Here is a 20,407-nt window from a genome sequence, read left to right as displayed (position 1 = left end):
ATCGAAAAAAGATAATAAAAAAGGTCCAGGCTAGGATTATGTTCCCACGAATGCTACTCAAAAACATCTTATCAGCTAGGAACCAACGGTTTCTCGCTAATTCGTTGTTCCAGTATATCGATGAACTCTTGGGTGTAGAGCACATCGGTGTGTTCAGCGAACCGAAAGGCGGCAACTCCGCTGAATTCCTTTACAAGAAAGGGGAACCCGCTGACTTAGAACTATACCCTAAAACCTTCTGGACTTGGGTATCGCAATTTGACACCTCTGATGGTCTTCTGCCTCTAAAAATGAACACGTGTCAATGGGCATACGAAGAGCACATGTCATCTGAGAGCTATGTGTTTATGCTCGACAATCATCCTGAAATGCGTACCTACCTTATTGCCGAGAATGTGGATCCTCAGCGTATCAGCCAGTCGAATGAGAGCAATCAACTGGAGGCGCTACAGATTATCGCCGCGCGCTGGCAATGTGTTCGCGCGGAAACCGAAGCCGCGAAAGAGTTCAAACAGCGAGACATCAAAGAAGCCAAATATTTAGATGTCATCAAACAGCGCGAACTGTTTATTGAGAATATGAAACTTGTCCAGCAAGTGGCGGTGGACATCTCTAACCCATCTAATCTTGATGAGTTGTATCGAATGGCGGTTGAGTCAGTGCGAGATAAACTAGGGTTCGACCGCGCTGTGTTTATGCTGCTCGACATTAAAAAGCGCTGCTTTAGTGGGACTTACGGTACCGACGAGTTCGGTAACACAGCCAGTGAGCACCATACCCAATATGATTTGCATCAGCTTGAAGAAACCTACATTAACGCCTTGTTTGAAGGGAAAGAAAACCTAGTGATTGTTGACGGTGCGCCATTGTACACCGCTGGCAACGTCATTGGTCAGGGCTGGAACGGTATGCTTATCCTCCGTGATGGCGAAGAGATCATTGGTTGGATTGCGCTCGACAACTATATTAATCGTAATCCTATTACCTCCTATCAACGCCAGATGCTTGAGTCATTTGGCTCACTCCTTTCCCAGATTTATATTCGTAAACGTCAAGAACAAAATGTGCGCATGTTACACGCCAGTATGGTTGAGTTGTCGCGCTGCATGACAGTGAGCGAAGTATGTAAATCTGCGGTCACCTTTGCTATTAACCGCTTGGGGATTGATCGTTTTGCGGTATTTTTGACCGACAAAGAGTGTACCCACATGCAAGGTACTTGGGGGACCGATATTCAGGGTAATGTGGTGGACGAATCCTACTACCGTTCAGATACTGTCGAGCGCTCAATCGTGAATGCGGCTAAAGTCAGCCCAAACGATGTGGTGTTTGAAGAGTCGGTTCCCATCTACCATGACTTCCATATTGTAGGTTTTGGTTGGACAGCGATGACGATGCTTGTCGACAATAACGGGGAGCCTATTGCGTTTATCGCAGCGGACAATCTGATTAAACGAACCCCTCTGACGCACCAACTGCGAGAGGTCATTCGCATGTTTGCGTCCAATCTGACGGAAGTTCTGTTGCGCACTCGGGCTCAAGAAGAAATCCACCAGATGAACGAGAATCTAGAGCAAGAAGTGAAAGCGCGTACTCGGGACCTACAGAAAGCGAATGAACAGCTTGAAATGATGGCAAAGATGGATCCGTTGACGCGATTGGGTAACCGTCGCATGCTCGAAACGACGTTAGAAGAGTTGTGTATGAGTTGCGAGGATGGGAGCCAACATTACGGTTTAATCTTGGTCGATATCGATCATTTTGGTTTGTACAACAATCATTACGGCCATATGCAAGGCGATATCGCGTTGATGCGAATTGGCAATATTTTGCAGCATCACACTCAGTCGGAAAACGAAGTGTTTTGCCGAATTGGTGGCGAGGAGTTTGCCTTGCTGGTGGTAAATCAATCCCCAGAACGTGTTGCCCATTTGGCGGAATGTATCCGAAAATGCATTGAGGATGAGCAAATTCCGCATCATCTCAATACGTGCAGCGAGTTTCTCACCGTCTCTGTGGGGTATGCGGTATTGGAGCTCAATCAAAGTGAGTTCAGCTTCGACCGCTTGTATGTCGAAGCGGATGACTCACTGTATCGGGCAAAAGAGCTAGGCAGAAATACGGTCAGTGGCAGCGTGAGCTTGATTGAAGTTGTTTGATGACTCAATCAGCTTAGTATTCCAATGAATACTTTCCTAAGATTCGATCGTAAGTACCAGACGTTATCACTCGCTCTAAAGCCGCATTGAACTGTTCAAGCAGCGCTTTTGAATTGGGATACGAAGGAGAGACCATAAGGTACGAATCCCAATCAGGGTTGCCTGACTGGCCAATGAGCTCTTGGAAGGTGATATCCAACGTATCAAACAGGTGTTCCTCGTTGGGATAAAGTTGCTCAATCAGGTACCAACCCAATACGGGGTCCATTTGAATAAAATCTGCTCTCTCTTTGTATAAACGTTGAATGTTGAATTCGTCACTGATGACGGATTCTATTTTAACGCCTGCTTCCTTAAATGCTTCTTCAGACGCTTCCCCTGCCAAGAGAGAAAGTCGATAAGGTTTGAAGTCAGACAAGGTTTTTATCTGTGGTTTTTCTGCTAGGTTACTCACTTTAAAAAAGAATTTTCCAGATGGGTTCTCTAGAAGTCGCTCAGAATATAAGAACGCCTCTTGCCGCTCGGGAGTGATTGCATAAGGGAAGGACGCAAAAGCGTCGCCACTTTTAAGCAACTTTTCTCCTCGTTCCCAAGGTACAAATTGGACTTGTGCTTCTATCCCCATTTCTTCAATGGTTGCGTTGACGATTTCCGTTATAAGACCGCCACCATATATCTTTTCCGATGTGTATGGAGGCCACTCGCCAGTTAAAAAGATGATCGACTGCTCTTTTGCTGCCGTTGAGAAAGAGGCCGCTTGGCAAATGAATAACACGAAAAGTAATCCAAGTTTACCCATGGTGACGCTCCTTCAAGTCGTGGTAGGCATAAGTCAAAAGTTTAGTGATGGCTTTAGTAGTATAGGTGCGATTGCAAAGAGGAGTAGAAAAAAGAAGGATTGAGTGGCGAGGATTACAGTAGGGGCGGATTAGTCACGAAGCGTGTGCTAATCCGCCTAACTGGGTTTAGAGTTTTGCCAATTTGTCAGTGTTATGCGTCGTCTTACTTCGAGACTTTTCCGCCTTTTTGATGAGTTGTACAAGTTGGCGACTGTCCCAAGTTACGCTGCTTGATGAGTATTGGCTTTGGTTCATTGCCTCAAGCTCTAAATCGATTTGGCGTTTTAAATCGTCATCTTTGATTTGAATTTCTGACCACCAAAGATTGAAGCGGTAACCGACCTGAACCAAGTCTTGAGCTTTAATCGCATCCATCAATGAGTCGAGGCTCGATTGCGCTTTTGGCGAGGTGCCTTGAGCTTGGCGCGGGGCTCGTTTCAGCTTCAATAACCATGCAATAGTCATCAGCCAAAGAGAGGCAAACAGCGCTGTCGCGTGAGGCCAATAGCCTCGGTCAACAATCGTTACTGTCTCTTGCGCCAATTGCGGTGTATTGAGTAAAACTGGTTCACCGGTATTGATTTGCTCTCCTGGACCAACATTTAGCGTGATACCTGGTATGTTTGCCGTTGCAGCGGCTTCTTTTTGGCTATCCCACCAGTTGAGTTGAATTGCGTTGAGATCAATGTTTCCTTGCTGCTGAGGGATCAACACCTGCTTGACTGTCATACGCGTGACGTCGTCACCCAAGGCGGAAAACTGCGGTTTTTCTTGATACAGACGCACAGAGCTTGGGTAGTTGACCTTGATGTCGGGGAAGCGCTCGCTAGAAAGCCCCTGAATATCAAGGGTAATCTCGCGGCTAATGGAGTCTCCTACTTTAGTGTCTAGAGTTGTGGAGGTGAGCTCGTTGCCTTCACTGTCCATCCAACGTTGGGTCATTGATAGTTTGGATGCAGGCAACCAGTGCCCTTGAAAGCTCTCTGGGATCGCGTGGACCTTGAGAGTGAAGGTTTTTGGCTCAGTGTTTGCTGACACTAGTTTGGTGGTGCCGCTACGACTGTCGCCAACAATCACGCTACCTGCAAAGCCAATCCCAGAGAGAACAAAGTCGCCGGGCTTATCCGCGGTGATACGGTAGCTTTGATCGAGAACCGTCACCTCAACACCGTCTAAAACGCTTTGGTACTGATTTGGTTCCCCGATTGCGTCCAACGTTAACCCTTCGCCTTTCGGAGGAAGCACGCTTGGGTTTTGCAGCCGTCTTGGATCCGCTTTAATGATCAATCGCGTTTTGAGCAGAGCGCTCTCACTTGGATAGAGAGTGTGTTTATTGAGGGTGTTCTGCAGTTCGACAAGATCGCTAGCCTTTGGCGCTTCACTGTCCATATTTACTTCAATGGCGATAGGATCAGATTGCGCACCTTCGACTGAAAATGACGGGATTTGGGTGATACCTAAGCGCTGAGCGGCGAGAGACACGTTCCACTCGCTCCTCGTTGTGCGGCTGCCGTTGATAATATTAAGTGAGGTGCCAAAACTAGGGCGACCGACATAAAAGTCTTGTTCTAATACGCTAAAGTCAATCTCATCTGAGTCGACTTTTTCGTCAACCACAATACGCAGTTGAAACACTTCGTTTTTAACCACTTTGTTTTTGCTGACCGTCACCCAAATGTTCGAGGCAGACGACGGAGCGCTCACCAACGCGAGTAAGGTGGCGAGTAAGCTGATAAAAATGCGTGTGTTGAGGTTCATCATTACCATTTCTTACCTGTTTGTTGTGGTGGTTGTTTTTGTTGTGCTTGTAGCAGCATTTGCGCTCGCAGCAAACGGCTGGGATCTCTAGCAGCTTCCACTTGCTGGAGTTTTCTCAACTCGGGATCAATCGGTTGTTGGTTATCTTGGCTGAGCTCGGCAGCAAGAGCGTCAGAGTCTGTTTGCGGCTCGTTGGTTGAGGGTTGAGCCTGCGATTGAGGGCTTTGCTCACTGTCCTCTTGTTGACCTTGTGGCTTATTTTCTTGTTGACCGCTTGGCTTGCTTTGTTGCATGCCATCTTGGCCATCTTGCGCTTGCTCACCTTGTTGAGGTTGGTTTTTTTCCCCTTGTGTCGATTGCTGTTGTGGCTCACCTGTGTCAGAGGCTTGCTCAGGATTCGACTGCTGCTCAGAAGGCGTTTGTTGACCTTCTTCCTGCTCTGAAGAGGAACGGTTTTGCTGAGCATTTTGATTGTTTTGTTCAGGTGACTGGCTAGAATCGCCTTGCTGTTGCTGTTGCTGTTGCTGTTGCTGTTGCTGTTGCTGTTGCTGTTGCTGTTGCTGTTGCTGTTGCTGTTGCTGTTGCAGGCGCTCTTTTACTCGCTCTAAATTGGTGCGTGCGTCTTGATTATCGGGCTCTTGTTTTAGAACCGATTCGTAGAGGTCAATCGCATCTTGATAGTTTCCAAGTTGAGCAAAGGCATTTGCTCGGTTGTACATTGCCTGTGGGCTAGAGAGTGGCGCGAGGGTTTCTGCTGCGCCTTGGTAGTCGCCCGACTCATATTGGGCAATGCCTTTCCAATTCGGATCCTCAAACAAGTCTGCGGCTTGTTGGTATTCTTTGTTTTCGAAATGCTGCATTGCTTGCTGATCTTTGGTTAACCATGGGCTCGCTTGGGCCGACGGTGAGTGAGCCAGTGGCAGAACTGCCAGAGCAACCGCAAAGAAGATTCCTCTTCGGAACATCATCAACGCTGGAATAATCAGCAGCGGAATCAACCAAAATCCTTGATTGATTCTCTCTTCAATCATTTGATCGCTTTTGGTTGCACTTGTTTCATCGACTTGGGATGTGGAGCGAGCAATTTGCAACACATCATTGTTGGTAACTTGCACGGGAACAAATTGACCACCCGTCTCGAAAGCCAGTGTTTGCATATTGGTAAAATTGGATTTCGCAACAACAGGTTGGCCGTTGTCTAGCGTCATTAGGCTGCCATTGTCCAGTTTGATTGGCGCGCCTGCACGAGACCCTATGCCCAGTATCGATAGGTGCCAGTTTGAGTTGCTCAGCAGGGATTCGATGGCGTTTCTCTCGGTATCATCAATATCGTCAGTAACCAATACGATATGACCAGTCGCGAGGCCAGTATTTTGCATCATCTCGATGGCGAGCTTTACGCCACTGGCGGCATTCGCACCAGGGTAGGGCATAAGTTCAGGTGATAAGTTAGGCACCAAGTTGGAGATGGTGTTGGCATCACTTGTCATTGGGCTGACCATATAGGCGTCGCCTGCATAAGCGACCAAACCCGTGCTCCCTTCTTGCCAGTGAGAGAGGAGATCGGTCACTTTGTAGCGTGCTTGAGTGAGTCGGTTGGGTTTAATGTCGGTGGCGTACATAGACATCGACATATCCATCACGACGACACGGGCACTGGTGTTGGCAAAGCTGGGACGCTCAAGGGCGTGAAAACTAGGGCCGGAGAGCGCAACTATTGCAACCACCCCACTCAATGCGATGAGCGCGAATCGGCGACGATTGAGCGTTGTGCTTTGAACTCCCATCGCTTTTGCTAGGTGGGGCGCGATTAAGGTTTGCGTTCGCGCTCTACTCTTTATCCAGAATATGAGGGCGAACCATGGTAGCAATGCGATTAACCACATCGGGTTAAGGAGAACGAAATTAGACATGATTTCTCCTCAATAAGATCAGAAAAACAAAGCCAAGCAAGGCAATGCTCAGCGGCAGTGGAAACCACTCTTTTTGTGGACGCCAAGTTTGTGTTGCCTGAGAAATTGGCTCCAAACTGTTGATGGTGTCGTAAATTGTCGCGAGCTCTTTGGCGTCACGGGCTCTGAAGTATTGCCCGCCAGTCACTTGCGCAATGTCCATCAGTGTTCTTTCGTCAAGGTCTTGGGCGGTGTTGACTTTGCGGGTCATAAAAAACTCTTTCACGACCATTTCTCCAGCGCCCACGCCGATGGTGTAGATCGTTGCGTTGTATTTTTTCGCGATCTTGGCGGCTTCTAGCGGATCCAGCACGCCTGACGTATTGCTACCATCGCTAAGCAACACCATTACGCGTTGGGGCGCATCGCTATCGACAAAGGTTTTGGTGGCAAGACCAATGCCCTCACCGATGGCCGTTTTTTCCCCAATTAAGCGCAATACCAACTGATTGACCTGCTCGGCGATGGTCTTTCTATCGAGAGTCAGAGGGGTTTGCAAATAGGCGTGATCGGCAAACAAGACCAATCCCAAGCGATCTCCCTCTCGTTTGCTTGCGAAGTCACTTACGACCTTTTTTACCGCGGTGAGGCGATCGACGTAGTCACCATCATCAAGCATATCTTCCTTGCTCATGGAGTAAGAAAGATCGAGGACCAACATCAAATCTCGATGCTTCGGTTGAGTAGTGACAGGCTCTCCATACCAGACGGGTCTTGCCATTGCTGCAAGCAGGGCAACCCAAACAATGGCGGCGATGATTTTTGCCAGCCCATTTTTCGGCGCGTTTCCTTGCCCGTGACTAGGAACGTACGGCAGATAAATGGGTGATTGATGTTTAGCCGCTGGCGCAAAGTAGTAAATGACCAGTGGCAAAGGCAGTAGCAATAAGCTCCACCACCAAACAAGATCAAAACTAGCCAACTATGTTCTCCTTCTTTTTGGTGGCAGTGCTTGCTCTACCCAATCTTTGCAATCTTGGAGCAGTTCATCGCCATTAGAGATCGGCTGCTTGCTGTACAGTGCCTGCTGCCATTGCATTTGATTGGGGGTAAAGCGCGGTGCCTTGAGTTGACTGTCTAAAAACTCATACCAAGTTGGTCCGGTTAACTGAGCGATCTCTTCACGAGGGTAGTAACAAAGAGCCGCTTGCCTAACGAGTTCAATCGCTTCTGACGGTTTAGTTCCTTGAGTTAACAGTCGCAAAGCCGTTTTCTTGGGCGCAAGGCGCTTTTTGTTCCAACGCAGCAGTAGCCACATAACGAGCAAGCATAAAAGGACTGCTGCAAAAACTGCCCACCATCCCCATGCGAGTGGAAACCAAGCTGGGGCCTCTGGTAAATGCAGAGGTTGGAGTGAGAGTGGTGAGGCTTGAGTATCTGTACTCATGATTGAAATCCATGTAGCTGGTGAATAAGCGCAGTGTCGCTAGAGAGCGTCGAAAAACTCATGCCCAAGCGATGGGCAAGGAGCTTGAGTTGCTGCTGCTGTTGATTGAAGGCAGACTCAATACCTTGGCGCGTTTTCTTTGATGAAAAGTCGAGCCAACGTGTTGTGTGTCTGTCTGATACTTGTTCTGTGCCACGAAAAGCCGTAATGCCTTGCTCAAGTGGATCACAGATTTGAATCAGACGAACCCGATTATGCTGACCCAAACGGCGAAGCAGGTTTTGATCTTCTTCACTGAGTCGAATGAAGTCGCTTAACAGGACAATCTCACTGCCTTTCGGACACATGCGCGCCAAGGCTTGAAGCCCTTTGGCCATGTTTTCATCAGCGCTGCTGGGGTCGGTAAGTTGAGCTTGATGATACGTCACTAGGGCTTGGGCAATCGCCAATGCCCCTTTGTTACGCGATGTCGGTTTTAGCTCAATAAGTTGGTTTCCCAAATCCAACAATGCGCCAACCCTGTCTTGCGCAGAGACACTCAGCCAAGCGATTAGGCTCGCCATGTGCGCCATCTGGACCGATTTAAGCATTAACTGAGAACCAAATAGCATACTTGCACTTAAATCAAGGTAGAGCACTATTGGCTTTTCTCGTTCTTCAGTAAACAGCTTGGTATGAGGTTTTCCGGTGCGAGCGGTTACTCGCCAATCAATCGCGCGGATGTCATCACCACTTTGGTATTGGCGAACCTCACTAAAATCCATGCCCCGACCCAGTTGTCGGCTTTGGTGTTGACCAAGCATCTGTGACCACAGACTTTTGGCGGGGGGCAACCATTGGACACATTGCTGCTTGTAGTAAAGCAACTCATCCAAGTTGAGGTTAACGCCATCACTGTAAGGCGCGAGTTCTGGTGTCATACTCACCTCTATGCGCTGCCGACTAACGATAAAATCTTGTTGATGACTTGATTCGGGTGTATCCCTTCCGCTTGTGCTTGGTAACTGAGTAGCAGACGGTGGCGCAAGACAGGGAATGCCATCGCTTGGACATCTTCAGGGGAGACGAAATCACGTCCGTTTAACCAAGCGTGAGCACGAGCGCAGCGGTCTAAGGCGATGGTCGCCCGCGGGCTGACACCCATTTCAAGCCATTGGTTCAATGTATCGTCATACTGCGACGGTTGGCGAGTCGCCATAACCAAGCGAATGATGTATTGCTCAATCGTGTCAGCCATATGAATATTCAGCACCTCTTGGCGCGCAGCAAAAATATCCTCTTGGCTCAATCTTGGCGGTTTAGCGCTACTGTCACCTTTCGCTTCGCCTCGATTTAGGCGCAATATAGCCAATTCACTTTCTGCGTCTGGGTAGTCGACATCAAGGTGAATCAAAAAGCGATCCAACTGAGCTTCTGGGAGTGGGTAGGTGCCTTCTTGCTCGATCGGGTTTTGAGTTGCCATCACCAAAAAGAGCGCTGGCAAGGTGTAGGTTTTGCGCCCAGCAGTGATCTGTTTTTCTGCCATCGCTTCGAGCATGGCTGCTTGTACTTTTGCAGGAGCACGGTTGATCTCATCAGCCAGAATGAGCGAATTGAAGATCGGACCCGCTTGAAAGGTGAACTCGCCAGTTTCAGGGCGATAAATATCCGTGCCTGTTAGGTCGGCGGGGAGGAGGTCTGGGGTAAACTGAATACGGTGAAAATCCCCTTCAATACAGTCGGCGAGTGATTTTACAGCGCGAGTTTTGGCTAAGCCAGGAGGCCCTTCAACTAAGATGTGGCCATCTGCCAACAGTGCGACCAACAATTGCTCGACCAATTCACTTTGACCAATAACTTGGCTGTTTAAGTACTCTCTTAGCTGTAAAAGTGCCTGTGATTGCATTCCATTTTCTCCTCATTTTTTCACTTAGTGATTTGCAACTTAGAAAAGTTCCGTCCCTTAAGGTGTTTTTACCTCACTTGGCGATAAAAGCATCAATAAGAACAAGCCATGTCGATAAAGCCTTATCGGTCAGCAGGTTAAGATATGGGGCTAAAATCTAGAGAAACAATATTTCATTAGTGAAATCACAAATCTCAAACTAGATAGCAAAGTTTTGCAGGAAAAATGTCCGGTTAACTACAAATTAGTAAAGGAATGTGTCAAAACGTCGATATACTTAGAAGATTGGACAGGCCTCACGTAGGGAGAGCATCGGCGAATGTCGTCAGTGTGAAGGCCAAACATTTACAACCATTGCTTTCAGAAGGCAGAGAACCAATGAAATTTAACTCCATTAGTATCAAGCAAAAGGTCGTTGCAGGGATTACCTTCGCTGTACTAGCGTCCACCATTATTGTTGGTGTTATGGCGCAACGACAAGCGCGAAGCGTTCTTGAACATCGTCTTATCGACATCGAACTCCCGTCAATGCTTGAGCAAATCAATGCACAGATTGACCGCGAAGTTATGCAGCTTTTGCTAGCGGCAGAACAAGTCGCGAACAACGAATTTATTAAGCAAGCGGTCAATACCACCTCCATTGATGCGCAAACCGAAGCCTTGTTGGTGAAAGAGCTCAATAACGTACGTAGTCAATATCAGTTGAATGATGCGTCTGTCGCGAACCGAAACACCGCATACTATTGGAATCAAAACGGCTTCTTACGCCAACTAAACCAACAACAAGATGGTTGGTTCTTTGGCTTTACGCAGTCAGGTAAACCAACGTCAGTCAGTATTTTCCAAGAGGCGAATGGCGATGTGAAAATGTTCGCCAACTTCCAGCTAACCAATGGGTTGACTATGTCCGGTTTGTCCAAATCGATGGACGATATGGTCTCTTTGCTAAACGGCTTTAAGATTGAGAAAACCGGTTATGTCTTTTTGACAGACGCGGAAGGTAAGGTGCAAATCCACCGTGACAGCAGCAAAGCAAAATCTTCTCTGTCTCAGCTGTTTGGTCGTGAATCGGCAGATCTATTAGGTAAATCAGGTTTTAACCTCATCGAGGCAGACTCAGATGGACAGCGCGTGTTCGTTGCTAGCACTTACATTCCTTCAATGAACTGGTTTGTCGTGGGTGTCGTACCTGTCGATGAAGTGTTCGCCGATCTAAACAGTGTTGCCAAGCAAATGATGGTAACCACGGTTGTGGTAGCTGGCTTGTTTATCTTTATGGGTATCTTCCTTGCCAACAGCATTGCGAGCCCAATTCGAGCGATTGCAGAACGTTTCAGTGACCTAGGAAAAGGCGACGGTGATTTATCTCAGCGTATCGAAGTGAAAGGCAGCGATGAAATTGGCCAGCTTTCGGAAGGTTTCAACGGCTTTATCGAGAAGATTCACGAATCGATGAAAGAAGTGGCATCGACCAGTGGTGCGCTTCAGTCGGCTGCGGATGGGGTTTCAAGCAAAGCCCACACTACGCACAACAACAGTCAGATGCAGCGCGATCAAACTATCCAAGTAGTGACAGCGATTAACCAAATGGGCGCAACGATCAGTGAGATTGCTTCGAATGCCGCGACCGCTGCTGAAACGGCTTCACAAGCATCAGACAACACTCAAGTGGGTCAAGATGTGGTCAACAAAGCCAAAGATGCCATCAGTCGACTTGCTTCCGACATTGAGAGTACCGGGCAAGTTGTAGAACAGCTAGCGTCTACCACGCAGGATATTGGCTCAATCTTAGACGTAATTCGTGACATTTCAGAGCAAACCAATCTGCTTGCACTTAACGCGGCTATCGAGGCTGCGCGTGCTGGTGAGCAAGGTCGAGGCTTTGCGGTGGTTGCGGATGAGGTTCGTAACCTTGCTAGCCGCACCGCAGACTCTACCGAAGAAATTCAGAAGATGATTAACCAGCTGCAAAGCGACGCAAAAGATGCGGTAACCGCGATGGAAGCAGGTAAAGCGGTAACGGGTGAGGGCGTTTCCTCTTCCGATGAAGCGGTGGAAGTATTGATCTCTATTTCTGAGCGTATTCATGATATTTCAGATCGAAACACGCAAGTGGCAACGGCGACCGAAGAGCAGTCAACGGTTGTTCATACCATCAACCAAAATATCGAAGAGATTAACGCAATCAACGAAGTGACCACGGGCACGGCAGAAGAACTGGCGGCAGCAAGTGCTGAGCTGAAAGATCTCTCGATGCGTCTTGATCGTATGGTTGGCAGTTTTAAACTGTAAACTGCACGCCAAGCTAGAAAAAATGGGGCTAAGTGGGTTACACTTAGCCCCATTATTTTTAGGTAAGTTTGAAATATAGGGTCGTTGAATCATGAGTGATTTCGAGAAAGAACTAGAGCAAATGTCTCAAGAAATGGGTGACCAGCCAGAAGTCGCGCTGCCAACAATTGACGAGCAAAAGGCGATTGCAGCAGAGCTAAAACAGCTTGAGGCAGAAGGCAAACTCACTCCAGAAGTACTTGAACAGTACTTTGGTAAGTTTTACGCGAAGAACGACAGACCTGTTCATTAATTCGTCGTGATTGCATTTCGAAAGCCGCCAATGGCGGCTTTTATTATTTGGACGACAGAAATGTTTATTGTTTATCGATTGATTAAGTTAGCCGTGATTTGTGCGGTATTTTTTACCCTATACGACCTTATCGCTTTCGGTGAAATTACTTGGGTAAGTCGGCTCATTGCCCAGTTTTAGGCTTGCGTACAAACTATCGACAAAAGTTTTGCTTCAAGACTAGAGATAACTCTTTGTAAAGACTAGGCTATCAGTATATCCCTCATCACAAAGAGACAGATAATGGAACAAAAGCTCTATTACTGGCTACATCGAGCCTACATGTTGGGTCTAAAAGTGGCAGCCAAAGTGCTTCCCATCTCCAAACCGACCCTTTTCTTGGGCAAAGAAGCGCTTAAACAGCTTTGCCACAGTGTCTCTATCATGGACATCAAAAAAGTGCTGATTGTGACAGACAAGGGGATCGTAAAACTCGGCTTAGCGAAAAAGCTCGCGTTTGAGTTTGAACGTGTCGGCGTGCACTGCGATATCTATGATGGTGTTGAGCCTGACCCGACATACAATCACGTGGAAGCCGGGCTGTCTCTGTATCGAAAGCATCGGTGCCAAGCTGTTGTGGCACTTGGTGGCGGCTCTCCCATCGATTGCGCGAAGGTGATTGCTGCTTGTGCAACCAACCATAAACCGATTCGACGTTTGGTCGGTTTGCTCAAGGTATGGAAGGCACCTGCTCCAATCTTTGTCATTCCTACAACGGCAGGCACAGGATCAGAAGTGACCGTTGCTGCCGTGGTGTCTAATCCTGATACTCACCAAAAAACACCCATCATGGACCCGAAACTTGTGCCAATTGCAGCAGCTCTGGACCCAAGTTTGATGCTCGCGTTACCAGCGCATATTACTGCGCAAACGGGCATGGATGCATTAACCCACGCTATTGAGTCTTATCTTTCAGGCAATGCCACTCAAGAAACCGATCGCTACGCGTTAGCGGCTATTACCTTGATTGATGAAAACCTCGAAAAAGCGGTCAAGTTTGGCCAAAACGCGACAGCTCGGCAGAACATGGCGCTGGCTTCTTACTATGCGGGTCTCGCGTTTACCAAAGCCAGTCTTGGGTATGTTCACGCGATTGCTCACACGCTCGGGGCGAAATACGGCATTCCTCATGGGTTAGCAAATGCGGTTGTACTGCCGCACGTACTCGCGTTTTCTCAGTGCGCGGCAAAAGAAAGAATGGCGAAGTTGGCCGATACGTTGGCGTTGACCGACAGCCATGTCTCAGACTCGTTAAAGGCGCAAGCGTTGGTTGAGTATGTTAAGCGTTTACAGAAGCAGCTTGATCTGCCGTCAAGTTTTGACCAAATCTTGCAAGAGCATGTTACGGAATTGGCGAAGCAATCTTTACATGAAGCGAGGTGGAATTACCCTGTGCCCAAGTATATGCAGCAAGAAGAGTGTGAGCAGTTGATTTTGGCGGTCGCCGTAAATAAATAAAAGCCCCAAGCATGGCTAAGGGGCTTTCAACTATTTACAAGATTGGTTTTCTATTTAACCACCCAACCGATGGTTTCGCCTGCGCGAATCGGCACAACGATGTCGCTGCCAAATGGCATAGATTCAGCCACTGGCCACTCTTGTTTGGTAAGCGTTACGGTATCTGTGTTGCGAGGCACGCCGTAGAAATCTGGGCCATTATGGCTAGCAAACGCTTCAAGATTCTCAAGTTTACCTTCCAACTCGAACACTTCTGCGTAAAGTTCTAACGCTGCATGCGCCGTGTAAGAACCCGCACAGCCACAAGCCGCTTCTTTCATGCCTTTCGCATGTGGCGCTGAATCAGTACCAAGGAAGAACTTTTTGCTGCCGCTCGTTGCGGCTTCAACTAGTGCTTTTTGGTGAGTATTGCGTTTTAGAATAGGGAGGCAGTAAAAGTGTGGCTTGATTCCGCCAACCAGCATGTGGTTGCGATTGAACAGCAGGTGATGAGCGGTGATCGTTGCTGCCACGTTGTCGTTCGCGTTTTTCACAAACGTTGCCGCATCTGCGGTCGTGATGTGCTCTAAAACAATTTTTAGATTTGGAAAATCATTGACGATCGGCGCTAAAACCGTATCAAGGAACTCTTTTTCACGGTCAAAGATGTCAACATCATGGTGAGTCACTTCGCCATGCACGAGCAGTAGCATGCCGACTTCTTGCATTGCCTCTAGCACGTGGTAGATATTTTTTGCGTTAGTCACACCAGAGTCGGAGTTGGTTGTTGCCCCCGCAGGGTAGAGCTTAGCCGCAACAACAGCGCCAGATTCTTTCGCTTTGCGTATTTCGTCTGGCGTTGTGTTATCCGTTAAGTAGAGCGCCATAAGAGGCTCAAACTGCGCACTTGGTTTTTCTGCCATGATACGTTCACGGTAAGCAAGCGCCATTTCAGTGTTGGTCACAGGTGGGATAGTGTTTGGCATGATTAGCGCGCGGCCATTGTAGCGGCTAATATCTCGCACGGTATCCTTTAGAACGTCGCCATCACGAAGATGAACATGCCAGTCGTCAGGACGTGTGATCGTAAGTGTTGTCATTATTGCTCCCACCATTAGTAAGTTGTCTGATTGGAGCCCAAGCCAGCGAAAACTGTGAAAGCAAACGCTTACGCTTAGGCGACAGGATGATAGAGCAATCAGCTTTGTATTTCATCCCTTTTTTTGCGGGCGCAAATAATCATTGGACTTTTACTCGATTATTTCATCGTAAGCCACAACGCGTGGATGCTGCCGGGCAGAAAGAAAAAGATCGTTAGCACGAGGTTGATAATGAAGTCTTTATTGAGTCCTTTGTCGAGAAATACCGCGAGTGGCGGCAAGAAGATACAAAGTAGAATCATGACCAGTTTGTTCATAGGAGTTTCCTTGTTGATAGAATAGATAACAACACTATAGAGTTTTTTAAATATTTGGTGTTTTTTGTTTAGAGAAAGCAATGCTGTCTCAAACTTAAGATAGATTGAAACGCAAACCTTATCTGTACAAAACAATGACGACAATCTAAGGGAATTATCTATTCCAAGACAGTCGAGTCGAGATGAGTATAATATAGCCAAATTATTACAAGCTCAGGATTAGCAATGTCAGCTTCAACTCTTTCTCAAATCAATGTTTTTCCGGTTAAATCTGTTGGTGGTATCTCACTCTCTTCTGCATGGGTGGAAAAGCAAGGTCTCGCCTTTGATCGCCGCTTTATGCTTGCCCTTTCTGATGGTTCTATGGTGACCGCGCGTAAATACCCTCAAATGGTGCTGGTTACCTCAACATTGACACCAGACGGGTTGATTTTTACCGCTGCAGGATACGAGCCGCTGCGCTTGCGTTATCAAGACTTTAAAATGCAAGAGGCGCCAGCTCAGGTCTGGAAAGACAATTTTATTGCTTACACAACGACGGATGACGCGGATGATTGGTTCAGTGAAGTGCTTGGCCAGCGTGTGGAGTTGCTGTTTACAGGTGAACAGTCGAACCGTGTCAGGGAAAAGCTCGGACATAACGTGAGCTTTGCGGATGGTTATCCGCTGTTGGTGATTAGCGAAGCGTCATTGGATGAGTTGAACCGACGCAGTTCAGAGACACATTCGATGGACCAATTTCGTACTAATTTGGTGGTCAGTGCCAGCGAACCTTTTGTTGAAGATAGCTGGAAGCGAATTCGCATTGGTGAAGTCGAGTTTGAAGCGGTAAAGCCTTGTGAGCGCTGCGTTTTGACGACGGTAGACGTTGAGAAAGGCGAGTTTCGTGCGTCCAAAGAGCCATTAAGTACCTTGTCACAGTTCAGAGCGAACGAACGGGGCGGCGTTTTCTTTGGTCAGAACTTAGTGGCGAAGAATGAAGGGATGATTCGCCAGGGCGATCAAGTCGAGGTTCTCGAGTATAAAGAGAAAGAGGTCTACGAAGACAATTCTCCGGCGCGCCACCTAATGACGTGTGTCGAGCGAGAAGACATCGCCCGAGATTTCACCACATTTTGGTTAGAGCCTCAGCATGGAGACATGCCGATTTATCAACCGGGTCAACATCTGCCGATTACGTTGGAGATTGACGGTGAGCAAATGGCGCGTCGCTATACGCTGTCATCTAGTCCATCAAGACCTGGTCGTTTGGCCATCTCTGTTAAGCGAGTTAACGGTGGTCGCGTGTCTAACTGGCTAGCCGACCACTTCCAAGTCGGCGATACATTGAGCTGCGAAGACCCTGATGGACGTTTTCATATTGGCAATAAGCAAGGTTTACCGATGTTGTTGCTGTCGGCTGGGAGTGGCGTCACACCGATGATGTCTATGCTTCGTTATCTTTCAGATCATGACCAAGTCAATGATGTCGTGTTCTACCATCAATGTCGCAGTGTGGAAGACATTCCGTATAAAGAAGAGCTGGATGAGTTAAAGCGCAAGCATCAAGGATTGACTGTGTTTATCTCGTTGACCCAAGCGCCGATAGACTGGTTTGGCTTGAAAGGAAGATTAAGCCTTTCTCACCTCAAGCAAATTAAAAATCCAGATCAGCGTCAGGTGTTTGTGTGTGGTCCTGATGGCTTCATGCAAAAAGCGAAGAACTTGCTGTTAAGACAGGGGCTGCCTGAGTCTTGTTATCACCAAGAAGCATTTGGCGTGGCGACTGTCGCCGTGAAAGAGCACAAGTCAGTCACGATTTCGTTAAATGGCAATGTGTTTACAGGGGACAACCAAAAAACGTTGCTTGAACAAGCGGAAGATGCTGGTTTACCCATCGCAAACAGTTGTCGTGCGGGTTTGTGCGGCGCTTGTAAGGTGACGGTAGAGTCAGGGAAAGTGCATCAACCTGATGTGCCAGCTATCACCGAGGAAGAGCGCAATATGGGGGTCGCGTTAGCTTGTTGCTGCGTCCCAGAAACGGACCTTGATATCGTTAACTAACGAAGGTTAGCGTCTCTTTTTTTGAGGCGCTTTTCGTTTTCATCTCGATAATCAGCGGATCGCACTCTTGTTGCGTCCGTTGTGTTTCGCATCATAAAGCGCTTGATCGGCGCGTCGGTACAACGCGAAAAAATCGCAGTCTTCGGGGGTGAGCTCAGTCACTCCGCATGAAATGGTAAACGGAGCAGTCATATGATTGAGCGGCGAGTTTTGAAAGTTCATCCGTAAGCGCTCAGCAATATCATGCGCACCTTGTGCAGATGTGTTACTTAATACAATCAAAAACTCTTCACCGCCAATTCGGCCACAGCAGTCAGTACTGCGCAAGTTACGACGAATAATATCAGCCAGCTCGACAATCACTTTATCGCCAAAATCGTGTCCGTGTGCGTCGTTTATTTTTTTGAAATGATCAATATCGATAACGATACAAGACAGCGGCGTATTTAACTCAGACGCTTGGTGGTAAGCGCTGGAAAAAAACTGCCACAGCTTACGCCGATTGCACAGTTTGGTAAGTTCATCGGTATTGGCGAGTTCGGCTAATTTCTCCCGCATGTTGACCAAATCGGTAATGTCAGTTGAGACGCCAATTAAGCCAATGACTTTCTTCGTGTTGATGCAAATAATGGGCTTTTTAATGGCTCGATAGATGCGAAGTTTGCCGTCGGGAATCGCTTTGGTGTGTTCTTCGCGAATGACCGTATTGGCTGTTTCGTACACGGTTCGGTCACTGGTTAGAATATCGTCGAGCAGCTCGGGATCGAAAAAGTCATGATCGGTTTTCCCTTTTAGCGCTTCGAGGTCAGTGTTGAATAACTCCAGAGTGAGTTGATTGGCGTATAGGTACTCTCCATGACGGTTCTTGACGAACACGTAAGAGCCTATTTCATTCAAGACCACTTCATGCAGTGTGAAGTGGTCATGGTTGTAGATGTCTTCAATGCGCTCCAGTTCTATCATAAAACCTCCCAACGTGAGTGAGGTCTAGCCCATTTTTACTGACGTTTGCGCAACTAACAATCTTATCTAATTATAAAGTACATTTTTAGCTCGCCCTTTAACCATATACTGAATTGTCAGTAACTACCTATATCTGGTTAACGTTTTGCAGCGTTTGTTGTGTCTTACGTTTGAGTTTTAACTGAGAAAGTAGTACGCCAGAGATCACCATCAACCCACCAAACAGGTGATAGTGTTGAATGGTTTCACCCAGTAACGTTGCTGCAAGGGTTATCGCCACGACCGGCATCAGGTTCATAAACATCGCGCTTGAATCTGCGCCTATGATGTCAATCGCTTTAACCCACATCCAAGGTGCAAGAACCGACGCCGCAACGCCCGCATACGCGATGAGTGGTAAAGATTCGGTGGCCGGCAGTAGTTGATCGCTGGTTAACCAGAGCGGGGTGAGCATCAACAATGCCAATACGCCTTGCATGTAAACCATAGTCCAATTCGAGATTGGCATTTTCCAGCGCTTAAGCAGGACACAGTAAGCGGCGTAGCATACTGCGGTGATCACCATCAGTCCGTCACCAAACGAAATAGAGTTATGCAAGAAGAAGGTGGCATCACCTTGACCTAACATCAGCGCTAACCCAGCGAGCGCCAAAACGCCCCCTATGATGCTTAAAGGTGAGATGGATTTACCCAATAATGGCACGCTTAGGAAAACGCTGAGTAAAGGGACTAGTGATGAAATCAGTGCCATGTTTGATGCGCTGGTGGTTAATCCGGCGTAGTACGCTAAGGTCTGGTTAAGTACCATGCCAAGCAATGCCAAAAACGCGATTTTTGCCAAGTAAGGCTTGATGACTCCCCACTGCTTGATCACTTTCGAGAGGCAAAAAGGGGTCAACAAGGCAATTGCCAGTAGCCAACGGTAAAAAGCCATTGAGCTTGGTTCAATGACCTCAGACGCCATCTTGTTAATGATTGCATTTCCGCCCCAAATGAAAACGGTAATGAGGGGTAACAGGTAAACCATGTGATTGCCATCGCGTTATTTTGATGGAAACTAGTGTGACAGGTCTATATGATTGCAAATATCTTTAAAAAGACATTAGGCGTTGTAGGAAGACAAGTTTGAGAAAGTCAGCGAAACATCTTCATCCGTCTTTATCAATCGATAAAGCACCATCCGATGTATTTATGAATTTTGAGGCGTTTTTGTCCAACACAGAAACCCGAATGCACAGCCATCCGTGGGGACAGGTGCAATTGATCAGTGGTGGCATTTTAGAGATGGAGGCGGAAGATACTCGATTTCTCGCGCCGCCTCATCTGGCGATTTGGGTACCCGCGGGGGTAAAACACACAAGTTATAACCGAAAACCCTTATCCTATTGTTCGTTGAACATCGATCATACCCTCACCACGAATTTTCCTGATTGTACAAGCTTGATCAAAGTGACGCCGATTGTGTCGGCGATTATTGACGATTTTCGTCAACGTGGGATCAATGTGGCGCAGACTGAGCAGGATAGGCGATTGGTTCAAGTGCTGCTTGATCAACTCGCTACTCGGGATACGCAGCATCACTTTCTTCCATCTACGGACAATAAGTATCTGGCGACGATATTGGCGGCGGTAGAAGAAAACCCCATCGACAACCGCAGCCTATCAGAGTGGGCCGAGCACGTTCACACCACGGAGCGTACGCTCGCGCGCCATTGCCAATCTGAACTCGGAATGAGCTTTACGGAGTGGCGGTTGCGTGTTCGTTATCTCTATTCGATGGATCTTTTGCGTAAAGGTCATTCGGTGAAAGAGGTGGCGCTCACCTTAGGCTATAACCAAGCGAGTCCGTTCATTGCCATGTTTAAAAAGTACTCTGGGCAGACACCAGAGCAGTACAAAAACAAACTGCTGTAATTGTTTGGTTAAAGCGCAGGCTAGGTACGT

Annotated in this window: 18 protein-coding genes; 7 read left to right on the top strand and 11 right to left on the bottom strand. The window is 47.7% G+C overall.

Annotated elements, in window-relative coordinates:
* Positions 1 to 38 precede the first annotated feature (38 nt).
* A complete protein-coding gene (locus tag RJ47_RS17425) occupies positions 39 to 2,159 on the top strand; it encodes a diguanylate cyclase domain-containing protein (protein ID WP_039485703.1) in 2,121 nt (706 codons plus the stop codon).
* Between the two features lie 13 nt (positions 2,160 to 2,172).
* Here RJ47_RS17425 and RJ47_RS17420 read toward each other — a convergent pair whose 3' ends face one another.
* The 7 genes from RJ47_RS17420 to RJ47_RS17390 form a co-directional block, all read right to left on the bottom strand.
* Complete coding sequence (locus RJ47_RS17420) at positions 2,173 to 2,958, bottom strand: substrate-binding periplasmic protein (protein WP_039477026.1); 786 nt, start codon at positions 2,956 to 2,958, stop codon at positions 2,173 to 2,175.
* 166 nt (positions 2,959 to 3,124) lie between these two features.
* Positions 3,125 to 4,756, bottom strand: coding sequence for a BatD family protein (locus tag RJ47_RS17415; RefSeq protein WP_052237988.1), 1,632 nt, complete (start codon positions 4,754 to 4,756; stop codon positions 3,125 to 3,127).
* Between the two features lie 2 nt (positions 4,757 to 4,758).
* Positions 4,759 to 6,669, bottom strand: coding sequence for a VWA domain-containing protein (locus tag RJ47_RS17410; RefSeq protein ID WP_039485699.1), 1,911 nt, complete (start codon positions 6,667 to 6,669; stop codon positions 4,759 to 4,761).
* On the bottom strand, positions 6,662 to 7,630 hold the full coding sequence (locus tag RJ47_RS17405) for a vWA domain-containing protein (RefSeq protein ID WP_005469642.1): 969 nt from the start codon (positions 7,628 to 7,630) through the stop codon (positions 6,662 to 6,664). The genes RJ47_RS17410 and RJ47_RS17405 overlap by 8 nt, the downstream gene beginning before the upstream one ends.
* Complete coding sequence (locus tag RJ47_RS17400) at positions 7,631 to 8,095, bottom strand: DUF4381 domain-containing protein (RefSeq protein ID WP_038193107.1); 465 nt, start codon at positions 8,093 to 8,095, stop codon at positions 7,631 to 7,633. It abuts the gene before it with no gap.
* On the bottom strand, positions 8,092 to 9,015 hold the full coding sequence (locus RJ47_RS17395; RefSeq protein WP_039485697.1) for a DUF58 domain-containing protein: 924 nt from the start codon (positions 9,013 to 9,015) through the stop codon (positions 8,092 to 8,094). The genes RJ47_RS17400 and RJ47_RS17395 overlap by 4 nt, the downstream gene beginning before the upstream one ends.
* 8 nt (positions 9,016 to 9,023) lie before the next feature.
* Positions 9,024 to 9,980, bottom strand: a complete 957-nt coding sequence (locus RJ47_RS17390) for an AAA family ATPase (protein WP_038141642.1) — start codon at positions 9,978 to 9,980, stop codon at positions 9,024 to 9,026.
* Positions 9,981 to 10,358: 378 nt separating this feature from the next.
* Between RJ47_RS17390 and RJ47_RS17385 the strand changes: the two genes are divergently transcribed.
* From RJ47_RS17385 to RJ47_RS17375, 4 genes are all read left to right on the top strand, one after another.
* Complete coding sequence (locus RJ47_RS17385) at positions 10,359 to 12,272, top strand: methyl-accepting chemotaxis protein (RefSeq protein WP_039485694.1); 1,914 nt, start codon at positions 10,359 to 10,361, stop codon at positions 12,270 to 12,272.
* Between the two features lie 91 nt (positions 12,273 to 12,363).
* The gene (locus tag RJ47_RS17380; RefSeq protein WP_005469882.1) at positions 12,364 to 12,564 is read left to right on the top strand and encodes a hypothetical protein; all 201 of its coding nucleotides are present in this window, start codon (positions 12,364 to 12,366) and stop codon (positions 12,562 to 12,564) included.
* Positions 12,565 to 12,594: 30 nt separating this feature from the next.
* Positions 12,595 to 12,744 carry a hypothetical protein gene (locus RJ47_RS21345; RefSeq protein WP_005469480.1) on the top strand — a complete coding sequence of 50 codons (150 nt, stop codon included), beginning with the start codon at positions 12,595 to 12,597 and terminating at the stop codon, positions 12,742 to 12,744.
* A 102-nt stretch (positions 12,745 to 12,846) separates the two neighbouring features.
* A complete protein-coding gene (locus tag RJ47_RS17375) occupies positions 12,847 to 14,061 on the top strand; it encodes an iron-containing alcohol dehydrogenase (RefSeq protein ID WP_039485691.1) in 1,215 nt (404 codons plus the stop codon).
* A gap of 50 nt (positions 14,062 to 14,111) precedes the next feature.
* Here RJ47_RS17375 and pyrC read toward each other — a convergent pair whose 3' ends face one another.
* Both pyrC and RJ47_RS21070 read right to left on the bottom strand, forming a co-directional pair.
* The gene (gene pyrC / locus RJ47_RS17370; protein WP_039485688.1) at positions 14,112 to 15,140 is read right to left on the bottom strand and encodes a dihydroorotase; all 1,029 of its coding nucleotides are present in this window, start codon (positions 15,138 to 15,140) and stop codon (positions 14,112 to 14,114) included.
* Between the two features lie 158 nt (positions 15,141 to 15,298).
* Positions 15,299 to 15,457 carry a YqaE/Pmp3 family membrane protein gene (locus RJ47_RS21070; protein WP_005469665.1) on the bottom strand — a complete coding sequence of 53 codons (159 nt, stop codon included), beginning with the start codon at positions 15,455 to 15,457 and terminating at the stop codon, positions 15,299 to 15,301.
* A gap of 225 nt (positions 15,458 to 15,682) precedes the next feature.
* On the opposite strand from RJ47_RS21070, the gene RJ47_RS17360 reads away from it, so the two are divergent.
* Complete coding sequence (locus RJ47_RS17360) at positions 15,683 to 17,500, top strand: hybrid-cluster NAD(P)-dependent oxidoreductase (protein ID WP_039485686.1); 1,818 nt, start codon at positions 15,683 to 15,685, stop codon at positions 17,498 to 17,500.
* A 51-nt stretch (positions 17,501 to 17,551) separates the two neighbouring features.
* On the opposite strand, the gene RJ47_RS17355 is transcribed toward RJ47_RS17360, so the two are convergent.
* Entirely contained in the window at positions 17,552 to 18,463 is a 912-nt protein-coding gene (locus RJ47_RS17355) for a GGDEF domain-containing protein (protein WP_039485683.1), read from the bottom strand.
* 127 nt (positions 18,464 to 18,590) lie between these two features.
* Positions 18,591 to 19,490 (bottom strand): DMT family transporter, encoded by a 900-nt coding sequence (locus RJ47_RS17350; RefSeq protein ID WP_039477013.1) that lies wholly within the window; start codon positions 19,488 to 19,490, stop codon positions 18,591 to 18,593.
* 98 nt (positions 19,491 to 19,588) lie between these two features.
* Here RJ47_RS17350 and RJ47_RS17345 point away from each other — a divergent pair, with 98 nt between their 5' ends.
* Positions 19,589 to 20,377 (top strand): AraC family transcriptional regulator, encoded by a 789-nt coding sequence (locus RJ47_RS17345; protein WP_038141625.1) that lies wholly within the window; start codon positions 19,589 to 19,591, stop codon positions 20,375 to 20,377.
* Positions 20,378 to 20,407 lie beyond the last annotated feature (30 nt).

It is taken from the genome of Vibrio sinaloensis (assembly GCF_000808535.1).
Taxonomy (GTDB): Bacteria; Pseudomonadota; Gammaproteobacteria; order Enterobacterales; family Vibrionaceae; genus Vibrio; species Vibrio sinaloensis_D.
The sequence above is the reverse complement of the archived record's forward strand: the minus strand, read 5'-3'. Positions and strand labels throughout refer to the sequence as shown.